Origin of the sequence: Kitasatospora sp. NPDC006697 (assembly GCF_042869935.1) — a bacterium.
In the GTDB taxonomy this organism is placed as follows: domain Bacteria; phylum Actinomycetota; class Actinomycetes; order Streptomycetales; family Streptomycetaceae; genus Kitasatospora.
In genome coordinates, this window is sequence record NZ_JBIAGU010000002.1 from 185,916 (window position 1) to 201,265 (window position 15,350).

Sequence of the window (15,350 nt, forward strand, 5' to 3'; positions counted from 1 at the left end):
TCCGCCACGACCTGCGGCGCTCCATTTGTTTTGACCGCGCCCGATGCGCTAGGTACGCTCTGACCTTGTGCCTGGGGTGTCCCCGGGTCCTTTGCGTGCCAGCACACCGGCGCCACCGCAGCGGTGCGGTTCACCCGCCCTGCCCGCGCCGTCGTTGTGCGTCAGCCCATCGGACACCGCGACATTCCTCCCCTGAGGAAGCCCAACACACCCGACCTCGTGGATCGGCGTGAGCTGGGAAGCACCGGGAACGCCGCAGGTTAGATTCACCAAGCCTTGGCACACAGAAAACGGAGAAACGGTGCCTACGATCCAGCAGCTGGTCCGAAAGGGCCGGCAGGACAAGGTCGAGAAGAACAAGACGCCCGCCCTGAAGGGTTCGCCCCAGCGTCGCGGCGTCTGCACGCGTGTGTACACGACCACCCCGAAGAAGCCGAACTCGGCGCTTCGCAAGGTCGCCCGTGTGCGCCTCACCAGCGGGATCGAGGTCACCGCTTACATCCCGGGCGAGGGCCACAACCTGCAGGAGCACTCCATCGTGCTGGTCCGCGGTGGTCGTGTGAAGGACCTTCCTGGTGTCCGCTACAAGATCATCCGCGGCTCGCTTGACACCCAGGGTGTCAAGAACCGCAAGCAGGCCCGCAGCCGCTACGGCGCCAAGAAGGAGAAGTAAGAATGCCTCGTAAGGGCCCCGCCCCGAAGCGCCCGGTCATCGTCGACCCGGTTTACGGCTCCCCGCTGGTGACCTCGCTGGTCAACAAGATCCTGCTGCACGGCAAGCGCTCCACCGCCGAGCGGATCGTCTACGGCGCCCTCGAGGGCGTCCGCGAGAAGACCGGTTCGGACCCCGTCGTGACGCTGAAGCGTGCGCTGGAGAACGTCAAGCCGGCCCTCGAGGTCAAGTCCCGCCGCGTTGGTGGCGCCACCTACCAGGTGCCGGTCGAGGTCCGCCCGGGCCGCGCCAGCACCCTGGCGCTGCGCTGGATGGTCGGCTACTCCCGCGCCCGTCGCGAGAAGACCATGACCGAGCGTCTGATGAACGAGATCCTCGACGCCTCCAACGGTCTGGGTGCTTCCGTGAAGCGCCGCGAGGACACCCACAAGATGGCCGAGTCCAACAAGGCCTTCGCGCACTACCGCTGGTAGTCCGTACCCCGTCACTAGACAGAGAGAGAACGAGCCACCATGGCTGCAACCTCCCTTGACCTCGCCAAGGTCCGCAATATCGGGATCATGGCGCACATCGACGCGGGCAAGACCACCACCACCGAGCGGATCCTGTTCTACACCGGTGTCTCGTACAAGATCGGTGAGGTCCACGATGGCGCTGCCACCATGGACTGGATGGAGCAGGAGCAGGAGCGCGGCATCACGATCACGTCGGCCGCGACGACCTGTCACTGGACGCTCGACGGCGTCGACAACACCATCAACATCATCGACACCCCGGGCCACGTCGACTTCACCGTCGAGGTGGAGCGTTCGCTGCGTGTCCTCGACGGTGGCGTGACGGTGTTCGACGGCGTCGCCGGTGTCGAGCCCCAGTCCGAGACCGTGTGGCGGCAGGCTGACCGCTACGGCGTTCCGCGCATCTGCTTCGTCAACAAGCTGGACCGCACGGGCGCCAACTTCTTCTTCTGCGTGCAGACCATCGAGGACCGCCTCGGCGCGACCCCGCTGGTCATGCAGCTGCCGATCGGCGCCGAGGGCGACTTCACCGGTCTCGTCGACCTGGTGAAGATGAAGGCCCTGCTGTGGTCGGCCGACGCGCCCAAGGGCGAGATGTACGACACCGTCGACATCCCGGCCGAGCTGCAGGAGCAGGCCGACGAGTACCGCACCAAGCTGATCGACATCGTGTCGACGGTCAGCGACGAGGTGATGGAGCTCGCCCTGATGGAGGAGGAGATCCCGGAGGAGCTGCTCAACGCGGCGATCCGCAAGGGCACCCTCAACTCCGACTTCACCCCGATCTTCTGCGGCTCCGCGTTCAAGAACAAGGGCGTCCAGCCCCTGCTCGACGCGGTGGTGAAGTACCTGCCGTCGCCGCTCGACATCGAGGGCATCGAGGGCACCAAGCCCAACAACCCCGACGAGAAGATCGTCCGCCAGGCCTCGGACGACGAGCCGCTCGCCGCGCTCGCGTTCAAGATCATGTCGGACCCGCACCTCGGCAAGCTCACCTTCGTCCGGGTCTACTCGGGCCGCCTGGAGTCCGGCACCTCGGTGCTGAACTCGGTCAAGGGCAAGAAGGAGCGCATCGGCAAGATCTACCGCATGCACGCGAACAAGCGTGAGGAGATCGAGTCGGTGGGCGCCGGCGACATCATCGCCGTGATGGGCCTCAAGCAGACCACCACCGGTGAGACGCTGAGCGACGAGAAGAACCCGGTCATCCTGGAGTCCATGGACTTCCCGGCCCCGGTCATCCGCGTCGCCATCGAGCCCAAGTCCAAGGGTGACCAGGAGAAGCTGGGTGTCGCCATCCAGCGTCTGGCCGAGGAGGACCCGTCCTTCCAGGTCAACACGGACGAGGAGACCGGCCAGACCATCATCGCGGGCATGGGCGAGCTGCACCTCGAGGTGCTGGTCGACCGCATGCGCCGTGAGTTCAAGGTCGAGGCCAACGTCGGCAAGCCGCAGGTCGCCTACCGCGAGACCATCCGCAAGGCGGTCGAGCGGATCGACTACACGCACAAGAAGCAGACCGGTGGCTCCGGCCAGTTCGCCAAGGTCCAGATCGCGATCGAGCCTCTGGAGTCCGGCGACGGCTACGAGTTCGTCAACAAGGTCACCGGTGGCCGCGTCCCCCGGGAGTACATCCCGTCGGTCGACGCCGGTGCGCAGGAGGCCATGGAGTTCGGCGTGCTCGCCGGCTACCCGCTGCAGGGCGTCCGCGTGACGCTCCTCGACGGTGCCGCGCACGACGTCGACTCCTCCGAGCTCGCGTTCAAGATCGCCGGCTCGATGGCGTTCAAGGAAGGCGCCCGCAAGGCCTCCCCGGCCCTGCTCGAGCCGATGATGGCCGTCGAGGTCACCACGCCCGAGGACTACATGGGCGAGGTCATCGGCGACATCAACTCTCGTCGTGGCCAGATCCGGTCCATGGACGAGCGTCACGGCGCCCGCGTGGTCAACGCGCTGGTGCCGCTCTCCGAGATGTTCGGCTACGTCGGTGACCTGCGCAGCAAGACCTCCGGTCGCGCGAGCTACTCGATGCAGTTCGACTCGTACGCCGAGGTTCCGCGGAACGTGGCGGACGAAATCATCGCCAAGTCCAAGGGTGAGTAAGACCGGCTCGTCCGGTCCCCGGTCGGCCCCGGAAATCGGGACGAACCGGAACCCTTAGGCTGATAGGAGGCGAACCGGCGGGATCCACCGGATCCCGCCGGCGCCTCCGGCCCCCATCCGCGGGACGGCATGGGGTGGGTCGAACCACCCCGTACCACAACCCGATCAAAGACCAACTGACGTCGTACGGCGTACAGAACTGTCCTCAGGAGGACTGAAGTGGCGAAGGCGAAGTTCGAGCGGACGAAGCCGCACGTCAACATCGGCACCATCGGTCACATCGACCACGGCAAGACCACGCTGACTGCCGCCATCACCAAGGTGCTGCACGACGCGTACCCGGAGATCAACCCCTTCACGCCGTTCGACCAGATCGACAAGGCGCCGGAGGAGCGGCAGCGCGGTATCACCATCTCCATCGCGCACGTCGAGTACCAGACCGAGGCGCGTCACTACGCCCACGTCGACTGCCCGGGTCACGCGGACTACATCAAGAACATGATCACCGGTGCGGCCCAGATGGACGGTGCGATCCTCGTCGTCGCCGCCACCGACGGCCCGATGCCGCAGACCAAGGAGCACGTGCTCCTGGCCCGCCAGGTCGGCGTCCCCTACATCGTCGTCGCCCTGAACAAGGCCGACATGGTGGACGACGAGGAGATCCTGGAGCTCGTCGAGCTCGAGGTCCGCGAGCTGCTCTCCGAGTACGAGTTCCCGGGCGACGACCTGCCGGTCGTCCGCGTCTCCGCGCTGAAGGCCCTCGAGGGCGACGCGGAGTGGGGCCAGAAGCTCCTCGGCCTGATGGAGGCCGTGGACGAGAACATCCCCACCCCGGAGCGTCTGACCGACCAGCCGTTCCTGATGCCGATCGAGGACGTCTTCACGATCACCGGTCGTGGCACCGTCGTCACCGGTCGCATCGAGCGCGGTGTCCTCAAGGTCAACGAGACCGTCGACATCATCGGCATCAAGACCACCAAGACCACCACCACGGTCACCGGTATCGAGATGTTCCGCAAGCTGCTCGACGAGGGCCAGGCCGGTGAGAACGTCGGTCTGCTGCTCCGCGGCATCAAGCGCGAGGACGTCGAGCGCGGCCAGGTCATCATCAAGCCGGGTTCGGTCACGCCGCACACCGACTTCGAGGCCCAGGCCTACATCCTGTCGAAGGACGAGGGTGGCCGTCACACCCCGTTCTTCAACAACTACCGCCCGCAGTTCTACTTCCGTACCACGGACGTGACCGGCGTCGTGACCCTCCCCGAGGGCACCGAGATGGTCATGCCGGGCGACAACACCGCCATGACCGTCGCGCTGATCCAGCCCGTCGCCATGGAGGAGGGCCTGAAGTTCGCCATCCGTGAGGGTGGCCGCACCGTCGGCGCCGGCCAGGTCACCAAGATCGTCAAGTAATCACTTGAGGGCTTGACCTAGCTCGGAAAGGGCCCCGGGAGCCGTTCGCAAGAACGGATTCCGGGGCCCTTTCGCATGTCCGACCGAGGAATTGACGGGTGGTCACCCGGGCTACCCCGGCACGATTGGCGTCAAACGCCGCTGATATGGCAAGATAGCCAAGTTGCTCGGTTGAGTGCCGATGCTGCGCGCCTCCCGCCGGGAGGACTGGAAGCGAGTCCCAGGTACTCGTCGTTCCCGTGATGGCCGTTCATATCCCCACGGACTGTATGTGGGGGTAGTGGTGTGTAAGCGACACCGCGGCAGCTGCGGGGCGGACGTACGGGAATCTTCCGGGAAGCGTGGGCGGGGCCTCGATCCGGCGTCCACGGGTGCAAGCCCCACCAGGTTCCACGGAGAGGGTCTTTCCTTCTTCTTGAGCGCAGGCGCGACACGCCCGAGCGCGTGGACCGGAGGGAATCATCCGGGCCGCCACTGGAGCGGGTCATCCGGCCCGATCCGGCTGTAGAAGCAGCAGACGACACAAAGGACTACTGAGTAGCCATGGCGGGACAGAAGATCCGCATCCGGCTCAAGGCCTACGACCACGAGGTGATTGACTCCTCGGCGAAGAAGATCGTCGAGACCGTCATTCGCACTGGTGCGCAGGTCGCGGGCCCGGTGCCGCTGCCCACTGAGAAGAACGTGTACTGCGTCATCCGCTCGCCGCACAAGTACAAGGACTCGCGCGAGCACTTCGAGATGCGTACTCACAAGCGTCTGATCGACATCCTCGACCCCACCCCGAAGACGGTTGACTCGCTGATGCGCCTCGACCTGCCGGCCGGTGTCGACATCGAGATCAAGCTCTGAGAGGCGCACCGAAGATGGCTAAGCAGATTAAGGGCATCCTGGGCGAGAAGCTCGGCATGACCCAGGTCTGGGACGAGAACAACCGGATCGTTCCGGTGACCGTCGTCAAGGCTGGGCCCAATGTCGTGACCCAGGTCCACACCGCTGACAGCGCTGCCGGCTACGACGCCGTGCAGATCGGCTTCGGCGACATCGACCCCCGCAAGGTGACCAAGCCCCTCGCGGGCCACTTCGCCAAGGCCGGTGTCACCCCCCGCCGCCACCTGGTCGAGCTGCGTACCTCGGACGCCTCCGAGTACACGCTGGGCCAGGAGATCACCGCCGAGCTGTTCGAGGCGGGTGTCAAGGTCGACGTGACCGGCACCTCCAAGGGCAAGGGCTTCGCCGGTGTCATGAAGCGGCACAACTTCCGGGGCCTCGGCGCCGGTCACGGTGTGCAGCGCAAGCACCGCTCGCCCGGCTCGATCGGTGGCTGCGCCACCCCGGGTCGCGTGTTCAAGGGCCTGAAGATGGCCGGCCGGATGGGTCACGAGCGCGTGACCACCCAGAACCTGACCGTGCACGCGGTTGACGCGGAGAAGGGTCTGCTCCTGATCAAGGGCGCGATCCCGGGCCCGAACGGCGGCCTCGTCCTCGTCCGCACCGCGGCGAAGGGGCTGTGAAGGATATGAGCACCATTGACATCCTGTCGCCCTCGGGTGACAAGGCCGGCAGCCTCGAGCTGCCCGCTGAGATCTTCGACGCCAAGGTCAGCGTTCCGCTGATGCACCAGGTCGTCGTGGCGCAGCTCGCTGCGGCCCGCCAGGGCACCCACAAGGTCAAGACGCGTGGCGAGGTCCGGGGCGGCGGCCGCAAGCCGTACCGCCAGAAGGGCACCGGCCGGGCCCGTCAGGGCTCGACCCGCGCGCCGCAGTTCGCCGGCGGTGGCGTCGTGCACGGTCCCGTGCCGCGCGACTACTCGCAGCGGACCCCGAAGAAGATGATCGCCGCCGCCCTGCGCGGTGCGCTCACCGACCGGGCCCGCCACGAGCGCATTCACGTCATCACCGGCGTGACCGCGACCGAGGCGCCGTCGACCAAGGCCGCCCGCGGTCTGTTCGGCAAGATCACCGAGCGCAAGAACATCCTCCTCGTCGTCGAGCGTGCCGACGAGCTGGGTCTGAAGAGCGCCCGCAACCTGCCGAACGTCCACATCCTGGACGCCGGTCAGCTGAACACCTACGACGTGCTCGTCTCCGACGATGTGGTCTTCACCCAGGCTGCTTTCGAGCGTTTCGTGGCGGGTCCCGCCGCGTCCGCCAAGGCTGTGGCTGCTGAGGGCGAGCTCGAAGGGAGCGCCGCCTGATGGCTGCGGACATCACGAGCAAGACCTTCACGGACCCCCGTGACGTTCTGGTGAAGCCGGTCATCTCCGAGAAGAGCTACGCGCTCCTCGACGAGAACAAGTACACGTTCGTCGTGTCGCCCGGTGCCAACAAGACCCAGATCAAGCAGGCTGTCGAGGCGGTCTTCTCGGTCAAGGTCGAGTCCGTCAACACGCTCAACCGTCAGGGCAAGCGCAAGCGCTCCAAGACGGGCTTTGGCAAGCGCAAGGACACCAAGCGCGCCATCGTGACGCTGGCTGAGGGCAACCGCATCGACATCTTCGGCGGTCCGGTCTCCTAACGGAGATCGTGATCGTCGATAAGGACGAGGACGAGAGAGCCAAATGGGCATCCGCAAGTACAAGCCGACTACGCCGGGCCGTCGTGGCTCCAGCGTGGCCGACTTCGTAGAGATCACGCGGTCCACGCCGGAGAAGTCGCTGGTTCGCCCCCTGCACAGCAAGGGCGGCCGTAACAACGCCGGTCGTATCACCGCTCGCCACCAGGGTGGCGGACACAAGCGCGCCTACCGCGTGATCGACTTCCGTCGTCACGACAAGGACGGCGTGCCGGCCAAGGTCGCTCACATCGAGTACGACCCGAACCGCACCGCGCGCATCGCGCTCCTGCACTACGCGGACGGCGAGAAGCGCTACATCATCGCCCCGCGCGGCATCGGCCAGGGCGACCGGATCGAGAACGGCCCCGCGGCCGACATCAAGCCGGGCAACAACCTGCCGCTGCGCAACATCCCGGTCGGTACCACCATCCACGCGGTCGAGCTGCGTCCGGGTGGCGGCGCCAAGATGGCCCGCTCCGCCGGTTCCGGCATCCAGCTGCTCGCCCGTGAGGGCCGCATGGCGCACCTGCGCATGCCCTCCGGTGAGATCCGCCTGGTCGACGTGCGCTGCCGCGCCACCATCGGCGAGGTCGGCAACGCCGAGCAGTCGAACATCAACTGGGGCAAGGCCGGCCGCATGCGCTGGAAGGGCGTCCGCCCGACCGTGCGTGGTGTCGCCATGAACCCGATCGACCACCCGCACGGTGGTGGTGAGGGTAAGACCTCTGGTGGTCGCCACCCGGTCTCGCCGTGGGGTCAGAAGGAGGGTCGCACCCGCAAGCCGAACAAGGCTTCGGATGCCCTCATCGTGCGCCGCCGCAAGACCAACAAGAAGCGCTAGGAGCAGGTCAGATGCCGCGCAGTCTCAAGAAGGGCCCCTTCATCGACGGCCACCTCATCAAGAAGGTGGACGCACAGAACGAGGCGGGTACCCAGAACGTCATCAAGACCTGGTCCCGTCGCTCCGTGATCAGCCCGAGCATGCTCGGTCACACGATCGCGGTGCACGATGGCCGCAAGCACGTCCCGGTGTTCGTCACCGAGTCGATGGTCGGCCACAAGCTCGGCGAGTTCGCGCCGACGCGTACCTTCCGCGGTCACGTCAAGGACGACCGCAAGTCGAAGCGTCGCTAGTCGCCGGCTGAAAGCAACGACTATGACTGACACCAGCAAGGGGACAACCATGGAAGCCAGGGCCCAGGCGCGGTACATCCGCGTCACGCCCATGAAGGCCCGCCGCGTGGTGGACCTCATCCGTGGCATGAGCGCCACGGAGGCCCAGGCGGTCCTGCGTTTCGCTCCGCAGGCCGCGACCGTGCCGGTCGGCAAGGTGCTGAACAGCGCCATCGCCAACGCCGCGCACAACTACAACCACTCCAACGTGGACGACCTCTTCATCTCCGAGGCGTACGTTGACGAGGGCCCGACCCTGAAGCGGTTCCGTCCGCGCGCCCAGGGCCGTGCCTACCGGATCCGCAAGCGGACCAGCCACATCACCGTGGTCGTCAGCAGCAAGGAAGGGACCCGGTAATGGGCCAGAAGGTTAACCCGCACGGGTTCCGCCTCGGCATCAGCACGGACTTCAAGTCCCGCTGGTACGCCGACAAGCTGTACAAGGACTACGTCAAGGAAGACGTTGCCATTCGTCGCATGATGACGAAGGGCATGGAGCGCGCCGGCATCTCCAAGGTCGAGATCGAGCGCACCCGCGACCGCGTCCGCGTCGACATCCACACCGCCCGTCCGGGCATCGTGATCGGTCGCCGCGGCACCGAGGCCGACCGCATCCGCGGCGACCTCGAGAAGCTGACCGGCAAGCAGGTCCAGCTGAACATCCTCGAGGTCAAGAACCCCGAGCTGGACGCCCAGCTCGTGGCTCAGGGCGTCGCGGAGCAGCTGTCCTCCCGCGTCTCCTTCCGCCGTGCGATGCGCAAGAGCATGCAGGGCACCATGAAGTCCGGCGCCAAGGGCATCAAGGTCCAGTGCTCCGGTCGTCTCGGCGGCGCCGAGATGAGCCGTTCGGAGTTCTACCGCGAGGGCCGTGTGCCGCTGCACACCCTGCGCGCGAACGTCGACTACGGCTTCTTCGAGGCCAAGACGACCTTCGGCCGGATCGGCGTGAAGGTCTGGATCTACAAGGGCGACGTCAAGAACATCGCCGAGGTCCGCGCTGAGAACGCCGCTGCCCGCTCGGGCAACCGTCCGGCCCGCAACGACGCCCGCCCCGCGCGTGGCGGCGAGCGCGGTGGCCGTGGCGGCGAGCGCGGTGGCGCCCGTGGCGGTCGTCGTCCCGCGAACACCGAGGCCCCCGCGGCCGCGGTGAGCGAGGCGCCGGCTGCCGAGAGCACCGGAACGGAGGCCTGACCGTCATGCTGATCCCCCGTCGGGTCAAGCACCGCAAGCAGCACCACCCGAAGCGCCGCGGCGCTTCGAAGGGTGGCACCGAGCTGGCGTTCGGCCAGTTCGGTATCCAGGCCGTCACCCCGGCCTACGTGACGAACCGCCAGATCGAGTCCGCTCGTATCGCGATCAACCGTCACATCCGCCGTGGCGGCAAGGTCTGGATCAACATCTACCCGGACCGCCCGCTCACCAAGAAGCCGGCCGAGACCCGTATGGGTTCCGGTAAGGGTTCGCCGGAGTGGTGGATCGCGAACGTGCACCCGGGTCGGGTCATGTTCGAGCTGTCGTACCCGAACGAGAAGGTGGCTCGCGAGGCGCTCACCCGCGCCGCGCACAAGCTGCCGATGAAGTGCCGGATCGTCCGGCGCGAGGACGGTGAGAGCTGATGTCGGCCGGCACCAAGGCTGCTGAGCTGCGCGAGCTGGACAACGAGGCCCTCGTTGCCAAGCTCCGCGAGGCCAAGGAGGAGCTGTTCAACCTCCGCTTCCAGGCGGCGACCGGACAGCTCGACAACCACGGACGGCTCCGGCTGGTCCGTAAGGACATCGCGCGGATCTACACCCTGATGCGCGAGCGCGAGCTGGGCATCGAGACGGTGGAGAACGCCTGATGACTGAGAACACCAACGAGACGCGCGGTTTCCGCAAGACCCGTGAGGGTCTCGTCGTCAGCGACAAGATGGACAAGACCGTCGTCGTCGCCGTCGAGGACCGCGTCAAGCACGCTCTGTACGGCAAGGTCATCCGCCGTACGAACAAGCTGAAGGCGCACGACGAGGCCAACGCCTGCGGCGTGGGCGACCGGGTCCTCCTCGCGGAGACCCGCCCGCTGTCCGCGACGAAGCGCTGGCGCGTCGTCGAGATCCTCGAGAAGGCCAAGTAACGAAGCCGATGAGGTACGGCCGTATGTGCACCAGGTCCCGCGAGGGCCGCTGGTGTGAGCAGCGGCCGGCCCGTCGACTCTCGTTGACGATCAGGAGAAAGCTGTGATCCAGCAGGAGTCGCGACTGCGCGTCGCCGACAACACGGGCGCGAAGGAAATCCTTTGCATCCGCGTTCTCGGTGGCTCCGGTCGCCGCTACGCCGGTATCGGGGACGTCATCGTCGCCACCGTCAAGGACGCGATCCCCGGCGGCAGCGTCAAGAAGGGTGACGTCGTCAAGTGCGTCGTCGTCCGCACCGTGAAGTCGCGCCGTCGTCCCGACGGTTCGTACATCCGGTTCGACGAGAACGCCGCCGTGGTGCTCAAGAACACCGACGGTGACCCCCGTGGTACCCGCATCTTCGGCCCGGTGGGCCGCGAGCTGCGTGACAAGAAGTTCATGAAGATCATCTCGCTTGCGCCGGAGGTGCTCTAACCCATGGCGAACAGCATGAAGATCAAGAAGGGTGACCTGGTTCAGGTCATCACCGGCAAGGACCGCGGCAAGCAGGGCAAGGTCATCCAGGCCCTGCCCGCCGAGAACAAGGTCCTCGTCGAGGGTGTGAACCGGGTCAAGAAGCACACCAAGCCCGGCCAGGGCACCGCCGGTGGCATCATCACCGTCGAGGCCCCGGTGCACGTTTCCAACGTGCAGCTGGTCGTGGAGAAGGACGGCAAGAAGGTCGTCACCCGCGTTGGTTACCGCTTCGATGACGAGGGCAACAAGATCCGCGTTGCCAAGCGGACCGGTGAGGACATCTGATGTCTGAGACGACCATCGAGAATGTCGAGAAGGTGGCCCCCCGCCTCAAGGCGCGTTACAACGCCGAGATCAAGGGCCAGCTGCAGGAGGAGTTCTCGTACGAGAACGTCATGCTGATCCCCGGCCTGGTCAAGGTCGTGGTCAACATGGGTGTCGGCGAGGCCGCCCGCGACAGCAAGCTGATCGAGGGCGCGATCAAGGACCTGACCGCGATCACCGGTCAGAAGCCGGCCGTGACCAAGGCCCGCAAGTCGATCGCGCAGTTCAAGCTGCGCGAGGGCCAGCCGATCGGCACCCACGTCACCCTCCGCGGTGACCGCATGTGGGAGTTCCTGGACCGTCTGGTGTCGCTGGCCCTGCCGCGTATCCGTGACTTCCGCGGCCTCTCCCCGAAGCAGTTCGACGGCCGTGGCAACTACACCTTCGGTCTGACCGAGCAGGTCATGTTCCACGAGATCGACCAGGACAAGGTCGACCGTCAGCGCGGTATGGACATCACCGTCGTGACCACCGCCAAGACCGACGACGAGGGCCGGGCGCTGCTGCGCGCTCTGGGCTTCCCGTTCAAGGAGGCGTAAGGCATGGCGAAGAAGTCCCTCATCGCGAAGGCGGACCGCAAGCCGAAGTTCGGCGTGCGCGCCTACACCCGGTGCCAGCGGTGCGGTCGTCCGCACTCGGTGTACCGCAAGTTCGGCCTCTGCCGTGTCTGCCTCCGTGAGATGGCGCACCGCGGCGAGCTGCCGGGCGTGACCAAGAGCTCCTGGTAAGCCAGTAGCCCTCGGCGCACAACTGCGAGGCAGTGGTGCCCGGCCCCGCACTTTTGGGTCTCCGTACGGATTCCCGTAAGGTAGTGGGGTCGGGCCCCCGCCGCGGCAGCTCCATAGCTGCGCGCGGCCCTTCTCTGAAGGGGCTCGCACCCAGTCTTACTAACGCCGCAGGTCCCCTGCGTCTGTGCCCCTGCCGCACTCTCCGGAGTGCGGCGGGGGGACCTGGCGCGGAGAAACCACGGCGAGAGAGGCCTGAGGCCATCATGACCATGACCGACCCCATCGCAGACATGCTCACGCGTCTGCGTAACGCGAACTCGGCGTACCACGACACCGTGGCGATGCCGGCTAGCAAGATCAAGTCGCACGTCGCGCAGATCCTGCAGCAGGAGGGTTACATCTCCGGCTGGAAGGTCGAGGAGCCGACCGAGGGCGAGGTCGGCAAGAAGCTGACCATCGAGCTCAAGTTCGGTCCGAACCGCGAGCGCTCGATCGCTGGTATCAAGCGCATCAGCAAGCCGGGCCTGCGGGTCTACGCAAAGTCCACCAACCTGCCGAAGGTCCTCGGCGGCCTGGGCGTGGCGATCATCTCCACGTCCTCGGGTCTCCTCACGGACAAGCAGGCCGCCAAGAAGGGCGTAGGCGGAGAAGTTCTCGCCTACGTCTGGTAATTCGGGAAACGGAGGTACAGCAATGTCGCGCATTGGACGGCTGCCCATCCCGGTTCCCGCCGGCGTGGACGTCACCATCGATGGCCAGGCGGTCTCGGTGAAGGGCCCCAAGGGCTCCCTCACCCACATCGTCGCCGCGCCGATCGAGATCGGCAAGGACGAGAACGGCACCCTGGTCGTCACTCGCCCCAACGACGAGCGTCAGTCGAAGGCCCTCCACGGCCTTTCCCGCACGCTGGTGGCGAACATGATCACCGGCGTGACCGCGGGCTACCGCAAGTCGCTGGAGATCAGCGGTGTTGGTTACCGAGTCGCAGCGAAGGGCTCCTCGATGGAGTTCCAGCTCGGCTACAGCCACCCGATCCTGATCGAGGCCCCGGAGGGCATCTCCTTCGTGGTCGAGTCGCCCACCAAGTTCCACGTGGACGGGATCGACAAGCAGCTGGTCGGCGAGGTTTCCGCCAAGATCCGCAAGCTGCGCAAGCCCGACCCGTACAAGGCCAAGGGCGTCAAGTACGCGGGCGAGGTCATCCGCCGCAAGGTCGGAAAGAGTGGTAAGTAAGCCATGAGCGTCTCTGTCAAGATCGGCAAGGGCAACGGCTACAAGAACGCCGCCCGCAAGCGCCGCGCGATCCGTGTTCGCAAGCGCGTCGTCGGCAGCGAGGTGCGTCCGCGCCTCGTCGTGACGCGGTCGAACCGGCACATGGTCGCCCAGGTCATCGACGACGCCAAGGGTCACACCCTGGCGTCGGCGTCCACCCTCGACGTGTCCATCAAGGGCGCCGAGGGCGACAAGACCGAGCTGGCCAAGAAGGTCGGGAGCCTGGTCGCCGAGCGTGCCAAGGCCGCCGGCATCGAGTCGGTCGTCTTCGACCGCGCGGGCAACCGGTACGCCGGCCGCATCGCCGCCCTGGCGGACGCGGCCCGCGAGGCCGGGCTCGACTTCTAAGCCGCTCGTCGACTCTGTCGGCGGACGTAATCGAGAGAGGTAATTCCAATGGCTGGACCCCAGCGCCGCGGTAGCGGCGCCGGCGGCGGCACCGGCGGTGGCGAGCGGCGCGACCGTAAGCGGGACGACCGGGGCAACGCCCCCGCCGTCGAGAAGACCGCTTACGTCGAGCGCGTCGTCGCGATCAACCGTGTCGCCAAGGTTGTCAAGGGTGGTCGTCGTTTCAGCTTCACCGCGCTGGTCGTGGTGGGCGACGGTGACGGCACCGTGGGTGTCGGTTACGGGAAGGCGAAGGAGGTTCCGGCCGCCATCGCCAAGGGTGTTGAGGAGGCCAAGAAGAACTTCTTCAAGGTCCCCCGTATCCAGGGCACCATCCCGCACCCGATCCAGGGCGAGAAGGCCGCCGGCGTCGTGCTGCTCAAGCCGGCGTCCCCCGGTACCGGCGTTATCGCCGGTGGCCCGGTGCGTGCCGTCCTGGAGTGCGCCGGCGTTCACGACATCCTGTCGAAGTCGCTCGGCTCGGACAACGCGATCAACATCGTGCACGCCACCGTGGCCGCTCTGAAGGGCCTCGTGCGCCCCGAGGAGATCGCCGCCCGTCGTGGCCTTCCGCTGGAGGACGTGGCTCCGGCCGCCCTGCTGCGCGCCCGCGCCGCGGGCACCGCCGCCGCCGCTCCGGTTGGGGCGGGTGTCTGATGGCTCGCCTGAAGATCACGCAGACCAAGAGCTACATCGGCAGCAAGCAGAACCACCGCGAGACGCTGCGCTCGCTGGGTCTGAAGCGCATGCACGATGTGGTCGTCAAGGAGGACCGTCCCGAGATCCGCGGGATGGCCCAGACCGTGCGGCACCTCGTCACGGTCGAGGAGGTGGACTGATCATGTCTGACTCGCCGATCAAGATCCACAACCTGAAGCCCGCCCCGGGCGCCAAGAAGGACAAGATCCGCGTTGGTCGCGGTGAGGGCTCCAAGGGCAAGACTGCAGGTCGTGGCACGAAGGGCACCAAGGCCCGCTACCAGGTTCCGCAGCGCTTCGAGGGTGGCCAGATGCCCCTCCACATGCGCCTGCCGAAGCTCAAGGGCTTCAAGAACCCGTTCAAGATCACCTTCCAGGTGGTCAACCTCGACAAGCTGGCCGAGCTCTACCCGCAGGGTGGAGAGGTCACCGTCGAGGGCCTCGTCGAGAAGGGCGCGGTTCGCAAGAACTCGCTCGTCAAGGTGCTCGGCACCGGCGAGGTCTCGGTTGCGCTGCAGGTGACGGTCGACGCCGTCTCCGGCTCCGCCGCCGAGAAGATCAAGGCCGCCGGCGGCACCGTCACCGAGCTGGTCTGAGACTTCTCCCCTTCGGGGGAAGCAGTCTGACGGCGCCTCAGCGCCGGGAGCCCCGTCCCTCGTTCGAGGGACGGGGCTCCTCTCATTCGTGTGCTGATCAGCGCGGGTTTTCCGCGCATCCCCGGGCAAAAACGGGCATCTGGGCGTGGTGTGGGCAACCCCCGGCCCTGGGCGCTTCTGCCGAGTGGCCACCCGCTGTTAGAGTCCCTGGAGTTCCCTTGTAGCTTGGCCCGCAGAGACGGCGCTGAGACGGTGGGGGAGCGACCGAGACAACATCCCGTCC

25 protein-coding genes are annotated in these 15,350 nt (G+C 66.6%); all 25 read left to right on the forward strand.

Annotated features, from left to right (window positions below; all coding sequences use genetic code 11):
* The first annotated feature begins 301 nt into the window (after nt 1-301).
* The 25 genes from rpsL to rplO all read left to right on the forward strand — a co-directional run bounded on the left by rpsL (nt 302) and on the right by rplO (nt 15,067).
* Nucleotides 302-673 (forward strand): 30S ribosomal protein S12, encoded by a 372-nt coding sequence (rpsL, locus tag ACFYNO_RS03905; protein ID WP_014144289.1) that lies wholly within the window; start codon nt 302-304, stop codon nt 671-673.
* A gap of 2 nt (nt 674-675) precedes the next feature.
* Nucleotides 676-1,146: a 30S ribosomal protein S7 gene (gene rpsG, locus ACFYNO_RS03910; RefSeq protein ID WP_141635540.1), complete on the forward strand. Its 471-nt coding sequence runs from the start codon at nt 676-678 to the stop codon at nt 1,144-1,146.
* Between the two features lie 39 nt (nt 1,147-1,185).
* Nucleotides 1,186-3,291: an elongation factor G gene (fusA, locus tag ACFYNO_RS03915; protein WP_388004767.1), complete on the forward strand. Its 2,106-nt coding sequence runs from the start codon at nt 1,186-1,188 to the stop codon at nt 3,289-3,291.
* Nucleotides 3,292-3,510: 219 nt separating this feature from the next.
* Nucleotides 3,511-4,704 carry an elongation factor Tu gene (gene tuf, locus ACFYNO_RS03920; protein WP_388004770.1) on the forward strand — a complete coding sequence of 398 codons (1,194 nt, stop codon included), beginning with the start codon at nt 3,511-3,513 and terminating at the stop codon, nt 4,702-4,704.
* A gap of 543 nt (nt 4,705-5,247) precedes the next feature.
* Nucleotides 5,248-5,556: a 30S ribosomal protein S10 gene (gene rpsJ, locus ACFYNO_RS03925; protein ID WP_012785157.1), complete on the forward strand. Its 309-nt coding sequence runs from the start codon at nt 5,248-5,250 to the stop codon at nt 5,554-5,556.
* A gap of 14 nt (nt 5,557-5,570) precedes the next feature.
* Entirely contained in the window at nt 5,571-6,218 is a 648-nt protein-coding gene (gene rplC, locus ACFYNO_RS03930; RefSeq protein ID WP_388004773.1) for a 50S ribosomal protein L3, read from the forward strand.
* Between the two features lie 5 nt (nt 6,219-6,223).
* Nucleotides 6,224-6,901, forward strand: a complete 678-nt coding sequence (gene rplD / locus ACFYNO_RS03935) for a 50S ribosomal protein L4 (protein WP_388004776.1) — start codon at nt 6,224-6,226, stop codon at nt 6,899-6,901.
* On the forward strand, nt 6,901-7,221 hold the full coding sequence (gene rplW, locus ACFYNO_RS03940) for a 50S ribosomal protein L23 (protein WP_035848160.1): 321 nt from the start codon (nt 6,901-6,903) through the stop codon (nt 7,219-7,221). The genes rplD and rplW overlap by 1 nt, the downstream gene beginning before the upstream one ends.
* A gap of 43 nt (nt 7,222-7,264) precedes the next feature.
* Nucleotides 7,265-8,101, forward strand: coding sequence for a 50S ribosomal protein L2 (rplB, locus tag ACFYNO_RS03945; protein WP_388004780.1), 837 nt, complete (start codon nt 7,265-7,267; stop codon nt 8,099-8,101).
* Nucleotides 8,102-8,112: 11 nt separating this feature from the next.
* A complete protein-coding gene (gene rpsS, locus ACFYNO_RS03950) occupies nt 8,113-8,394 on the forward strand; it encodes a 30S ribosomal protein S19 (protein WP_035848164.1) in 282 nt (93 codons plus the stop codon).
* A gap of 49 nt (nt 8,395-8,443) precedes the next feature.
* On the forward strand, nt 8,444-8,791 hold the full coding sequence (gene rplV, locus ACFYNO_RS03955; RefSeq protein ID WP_388004783.1) for a 50S ribosomal protein L22: 348 nt from the start codon (nt 8,444-8,446) through the stop codon (nt 8,789-8,791).
* A complete protein-coding gene (gene rpsC, locus ACFYNO_RS03960; protein WP_388004786.1) occupies nt 8,791-9,624 on the forward strand; it encodes a 30S ribosomal protein S3 in 834 nt (277 codons plus the stop codon). The genes rplV and rpsC overlap by 1 nt, the downstream gene beginning before the upstream one ends.
* Before the next feature lie 5 nt (nt 9,625-9,629).
* On the forward strand, nt 9,630-10,049 hold the full coding sequence (rplP, locus tag ACFYNO_RS03965; protein ID WP_388004789.1) for a 50S ribosomal protein L16: 420 nt from the start codon (nt 9,630-9,632) through the stop codon (nt 10,047-10,049).
* A complete protein-coding gene (gene rpmC, locus ACFYNO_RS03970) occupies nt 10,049-10,273 on the forward strand; it encodes a 50S ribosomal protein L29 (protein ID WP_101381388.1) in 225 nt (74 codons plus the stop codon). Before rplP ends, rpmC begins: the two co-directional genes overlap by 1 nt.
* Complete coding sequence (gene rpsQ, locus ACFYNO_RS03975; RefSeq protein WP_388004792.1) at nt 10,273-10,545, forward strand: 30S ribosomal protein S17; 273 nt, start codon at nt 10,273-10,275, stop codon at nt 10,543-10,545. Before rpmC ends, rpsQ begins: the two co-directional genes overlap by 1 nt.
* Nucleotides 10,546-10,648: 103 nt before the next feature.
* Nucleotides 10,649-11,020, forward strand: coding sequence for a 50S ribosomal protein L14 (rplN, locus tag ACFYNO_RS03980; protein WP_030393301.1), 372 nt, complete (start codon nt 10,649-10,651; stop codon nt 11,018-11,020).
* Between the two features lie 15 nt (nt 11,021-11,035).
* Nucleotides 11,036-11,347, forward strand: a complete 312-nt coding sequence (rplX, locus tag ACFYNO_RS03985) for a 50S ribosomal protein L24 (RefSeq protein WP_388004795.1) — start codon at nt 11,036-11,038, stop codon at nt 11,345-11,347.
* Complete coding sequence (rplE, locus tag ACFYNO_RS03990; RefSeq protein ID WP_388004798.1) at nt 11,347-11,925, forward strand: 50S ribosomal protein L5; 579 nt, start codon at nt 11,347-11,349, stop codon at nt 11,923-11,925. Before rplX ends, rplE begins: the two co-directional genes overlap by 1 nt.
* 3 nt (nt 11,926-11,928) lie before the next feature.
* Nucleotides 11,929-12,114, forward strand: coding sequence for a type Z 30S ribosomal protein S14 (locus tag ACFYNO_RS03995; protein WP_388004801.1), 186 nt, complete (start codon nt 11,929-11,931; stop codon nt 12,112-12,114).
* 263 nt (nt 12,115-12,377) lie between these two features.
* Nucleotides 12,378-12,785, forward strand: a complete 408-nt coding sequence (rpsH, locus tag ACFYNO_RS04000; protein WP_388004804.1) for a 30S ribosomal protein S8 — start codon at nt 12,378-12,380, stop codon at nt 12,783-12,785.
* A gap of 22 nt (nt 12,786-12,807) precedes the next feature.
* The gene (gene rplF, locus ACFYNO_RS04005) at nt 12,808-13,347 is read left to right on the forward strand and encodes a 50S ribosomal protein L6 (RefSeq protein WP_388004807.1); all 540 of its coding nucleotides are present in this window, start codon (nt 12,808-12,810) and stop codon (nt 13,345-13,347) included.
* A gap of 3 nt (nt 13,348-13,350) precedes the next feature.
* Nucleotides 13,351-13,734 carry a 50S ribosomal protein L18 gene (rplR, locus tag ACFYNO_RS04010; RefSeq protein ID WP_388004810.1) on the forward strand — a complete coding sequence of 128 codons (384 nt, stop codon included), beginning with the start codon at nt 13,351-13,353 and terminating at the stop codon, nt 13,732-13,734.
* Between the two features lie 48 nt (nt 13,735-13,782).
* Nucleotides 13,783-14,430, forward strand: coding sequence for a 30S ribosomal protein S5 (gene rpsE, locus ACFYNO_RS04015; protein WP_388004813.1), 648 nt, complete (start codon nt 13,783-13,785; stop codon nt 14,428-14,430).
* A complete protein-coding gene (gene rpmD / locus ACFYNO_RS04020) occupies nt 14,430-14,612 on the forward strand; it encodes a 50S ribosomal protein L30 (RefSeq protein ID WP_030300409.1) in 183 nt (60 codons plus the stop codon). Before rpsE ends, rpmD begins: the two co-directional genes overlap by 1 nt.
* Before the next feature lie 2 nt (nt 14,613-14,614).
* Nucleotides 14,615-15,067, forward strand: coding sequence for a 50S ribosomal protein L15 (gene rplO / locus ACFYNO_RS04025; protein ID WP_388004816.1), 453 nt, complete (start codon nt 14,615-14,617; stop codon nt 15,065-15,067).
* Nucleotides 15,068-15,350 lie beyond the last annotated feature (283 nt).

Excerpts from the sequence above, each read along its gene's own strand:
- rpsE (WP_388004813.1), top strand. The coding sequence starts at position 13,783 with ATGGCTGGACCCCAGCGCCGCGGTAGCGGCGCCGGCGGCGGCACCGGC.
- rplW (WP_035848160.1), top strand. The coding sequence starts at position 6,901 with ATGGCTGCGGACATCACGAGCAAGACCTTCACGGACCCCCGTGACGTT.
- rplD (WP_388004776.1), top strand. The coding sequence starts at position 6,224 with ATGAGCACCATTGACATCCTGTCGCCCTCGGGTGACAAGGCCGGCAGC.
- rpsH (WP_388004804.1), top strand. The coding sequence starts at position 12,378 with ATGACCATGACCGACCCCATCGCAGACATGCTCACGCGTCTGCGTAAC.
- rpmD (WP_030300409.1), top strand. The coding sequence starts at position 14,430 with ATGGCTCGCCTGAAGATCACGCAGACCAAGAGCTACATCGGCAGCAAG.
- rplB (WP_388004780.1), top strand. The coding sequence starts at position 7,265 with ATGGGCATCCGCAAGTACAAGCCGACTACGCCGGGCCGTCGTGGCTCC.
- rpmC (WP_101381388.1), top strand. The coding sequence starts at position 10,049 with ATGTCGGCCGGCACCAAGGCTGCTGAGCTGCGCGAGCTGGACAACGAG.
- rplE (WP_388004798.1), top strand. The coding sequence starts at position 11,347 with ATGTCTGAGACGACCATCGAGAATGTCGAGAAGGTGGCCCCCCGCCTC.
- fusA (WP_388004767.1), top strand. The coding sequence starts at position 1,186 with ATGGCTGCAACCTCCCTTGACCTCGCCAAGGTCCGCAATATCGGGATC.
- rplR (WP_388004810.1), top strand. The coding sequence starts at position 13,351 with ATGAGCGTCTCTGTCAAGATCGGCAAGGGCAACGGCTACAAGAACGCC.
- rpsC (WP_388004786.1), top strand. The coding sequence starts at position 8,791 with ATGGGCCAGAAGGTTAACCCGCACGGGTTCCGCCTCGGCATCAGCACG.
- ACFYNO_RS03995 (WP_388004801.1), top strand. The coding sequence starts at position 11,929 with ATGGCGAAGAAGTCCCTCATCGCGAAGGCGGACCGCAAGCCGAAGTTC.
- rplC (WP_388004773.1), top strand. The coding sequence starts at position 5,571 with ATGGCTAAGCAGATTAAGGGCATCCTGGGCGAGAAGCTCGGCATGACC.
- rplP (WP_388004789.1), top strand. The coding sequence starts at position 9,630 with ATGCTGATCCCCCGTCGGGTCAAGCACCGCAAGCAGCACCACCCGAAG.
- rpsS (WP_035848164.1), top strand. The coding sequence starts at position 8,113 with ATGCCGCGCAGTCTCAAGAAGGGCCCCTTCATCGACGGCCACCTCATC.
- rplX (WP_388004795.1), top strand. The coding sequence starts at position 11,036 with ATGAAGATCAAGAAGGGTGACCTGGTTCAGGTCATCACCGGCAAGGAC.
- rpsG (WP_141635540.1), top strand. The coding sequence starts at position 676 with ATGCCTCGTAAGGGCCCCGCCCCGAAGCGCCCGGTCATCGTCGACCCG.
- rpsJ (WP_012785157.1), top strand. The coding sequence starts at position 5,248 with ATGGCGGGACAGAAGATCCGCATCCGGCTCAAGGCCTACGACCACGAG.
- rplO (WP_388004816.1), top strand. The coding sequence starts at position 14,615 with ATGTCTGACTCGCCGATCAAGATCCACAACCTGAAGCCCGCCCCGGGC.
- rplF (WP_388004807.1), top strand. The coding sequence starts at position 12,808 with ATGTCGCGCATTGGACGGCTGCCCATCCCGGTTCCCGCCGGCGTGGAC.
- rpsQ (WP_388004792.1), top strand. The coding sequence starts at position 10,273 with ATGACTGAGAACACCAACGAGACGCGCGGTTTCCGCAAGACCCGTGAG.
- rplV (WP_388004783.1), top strand. The coding sequence starts at position 8,444 with ATGGAAGCCAGGGCCCAGGCGCGGTACATCCGCGTCACGCCCATGAAG.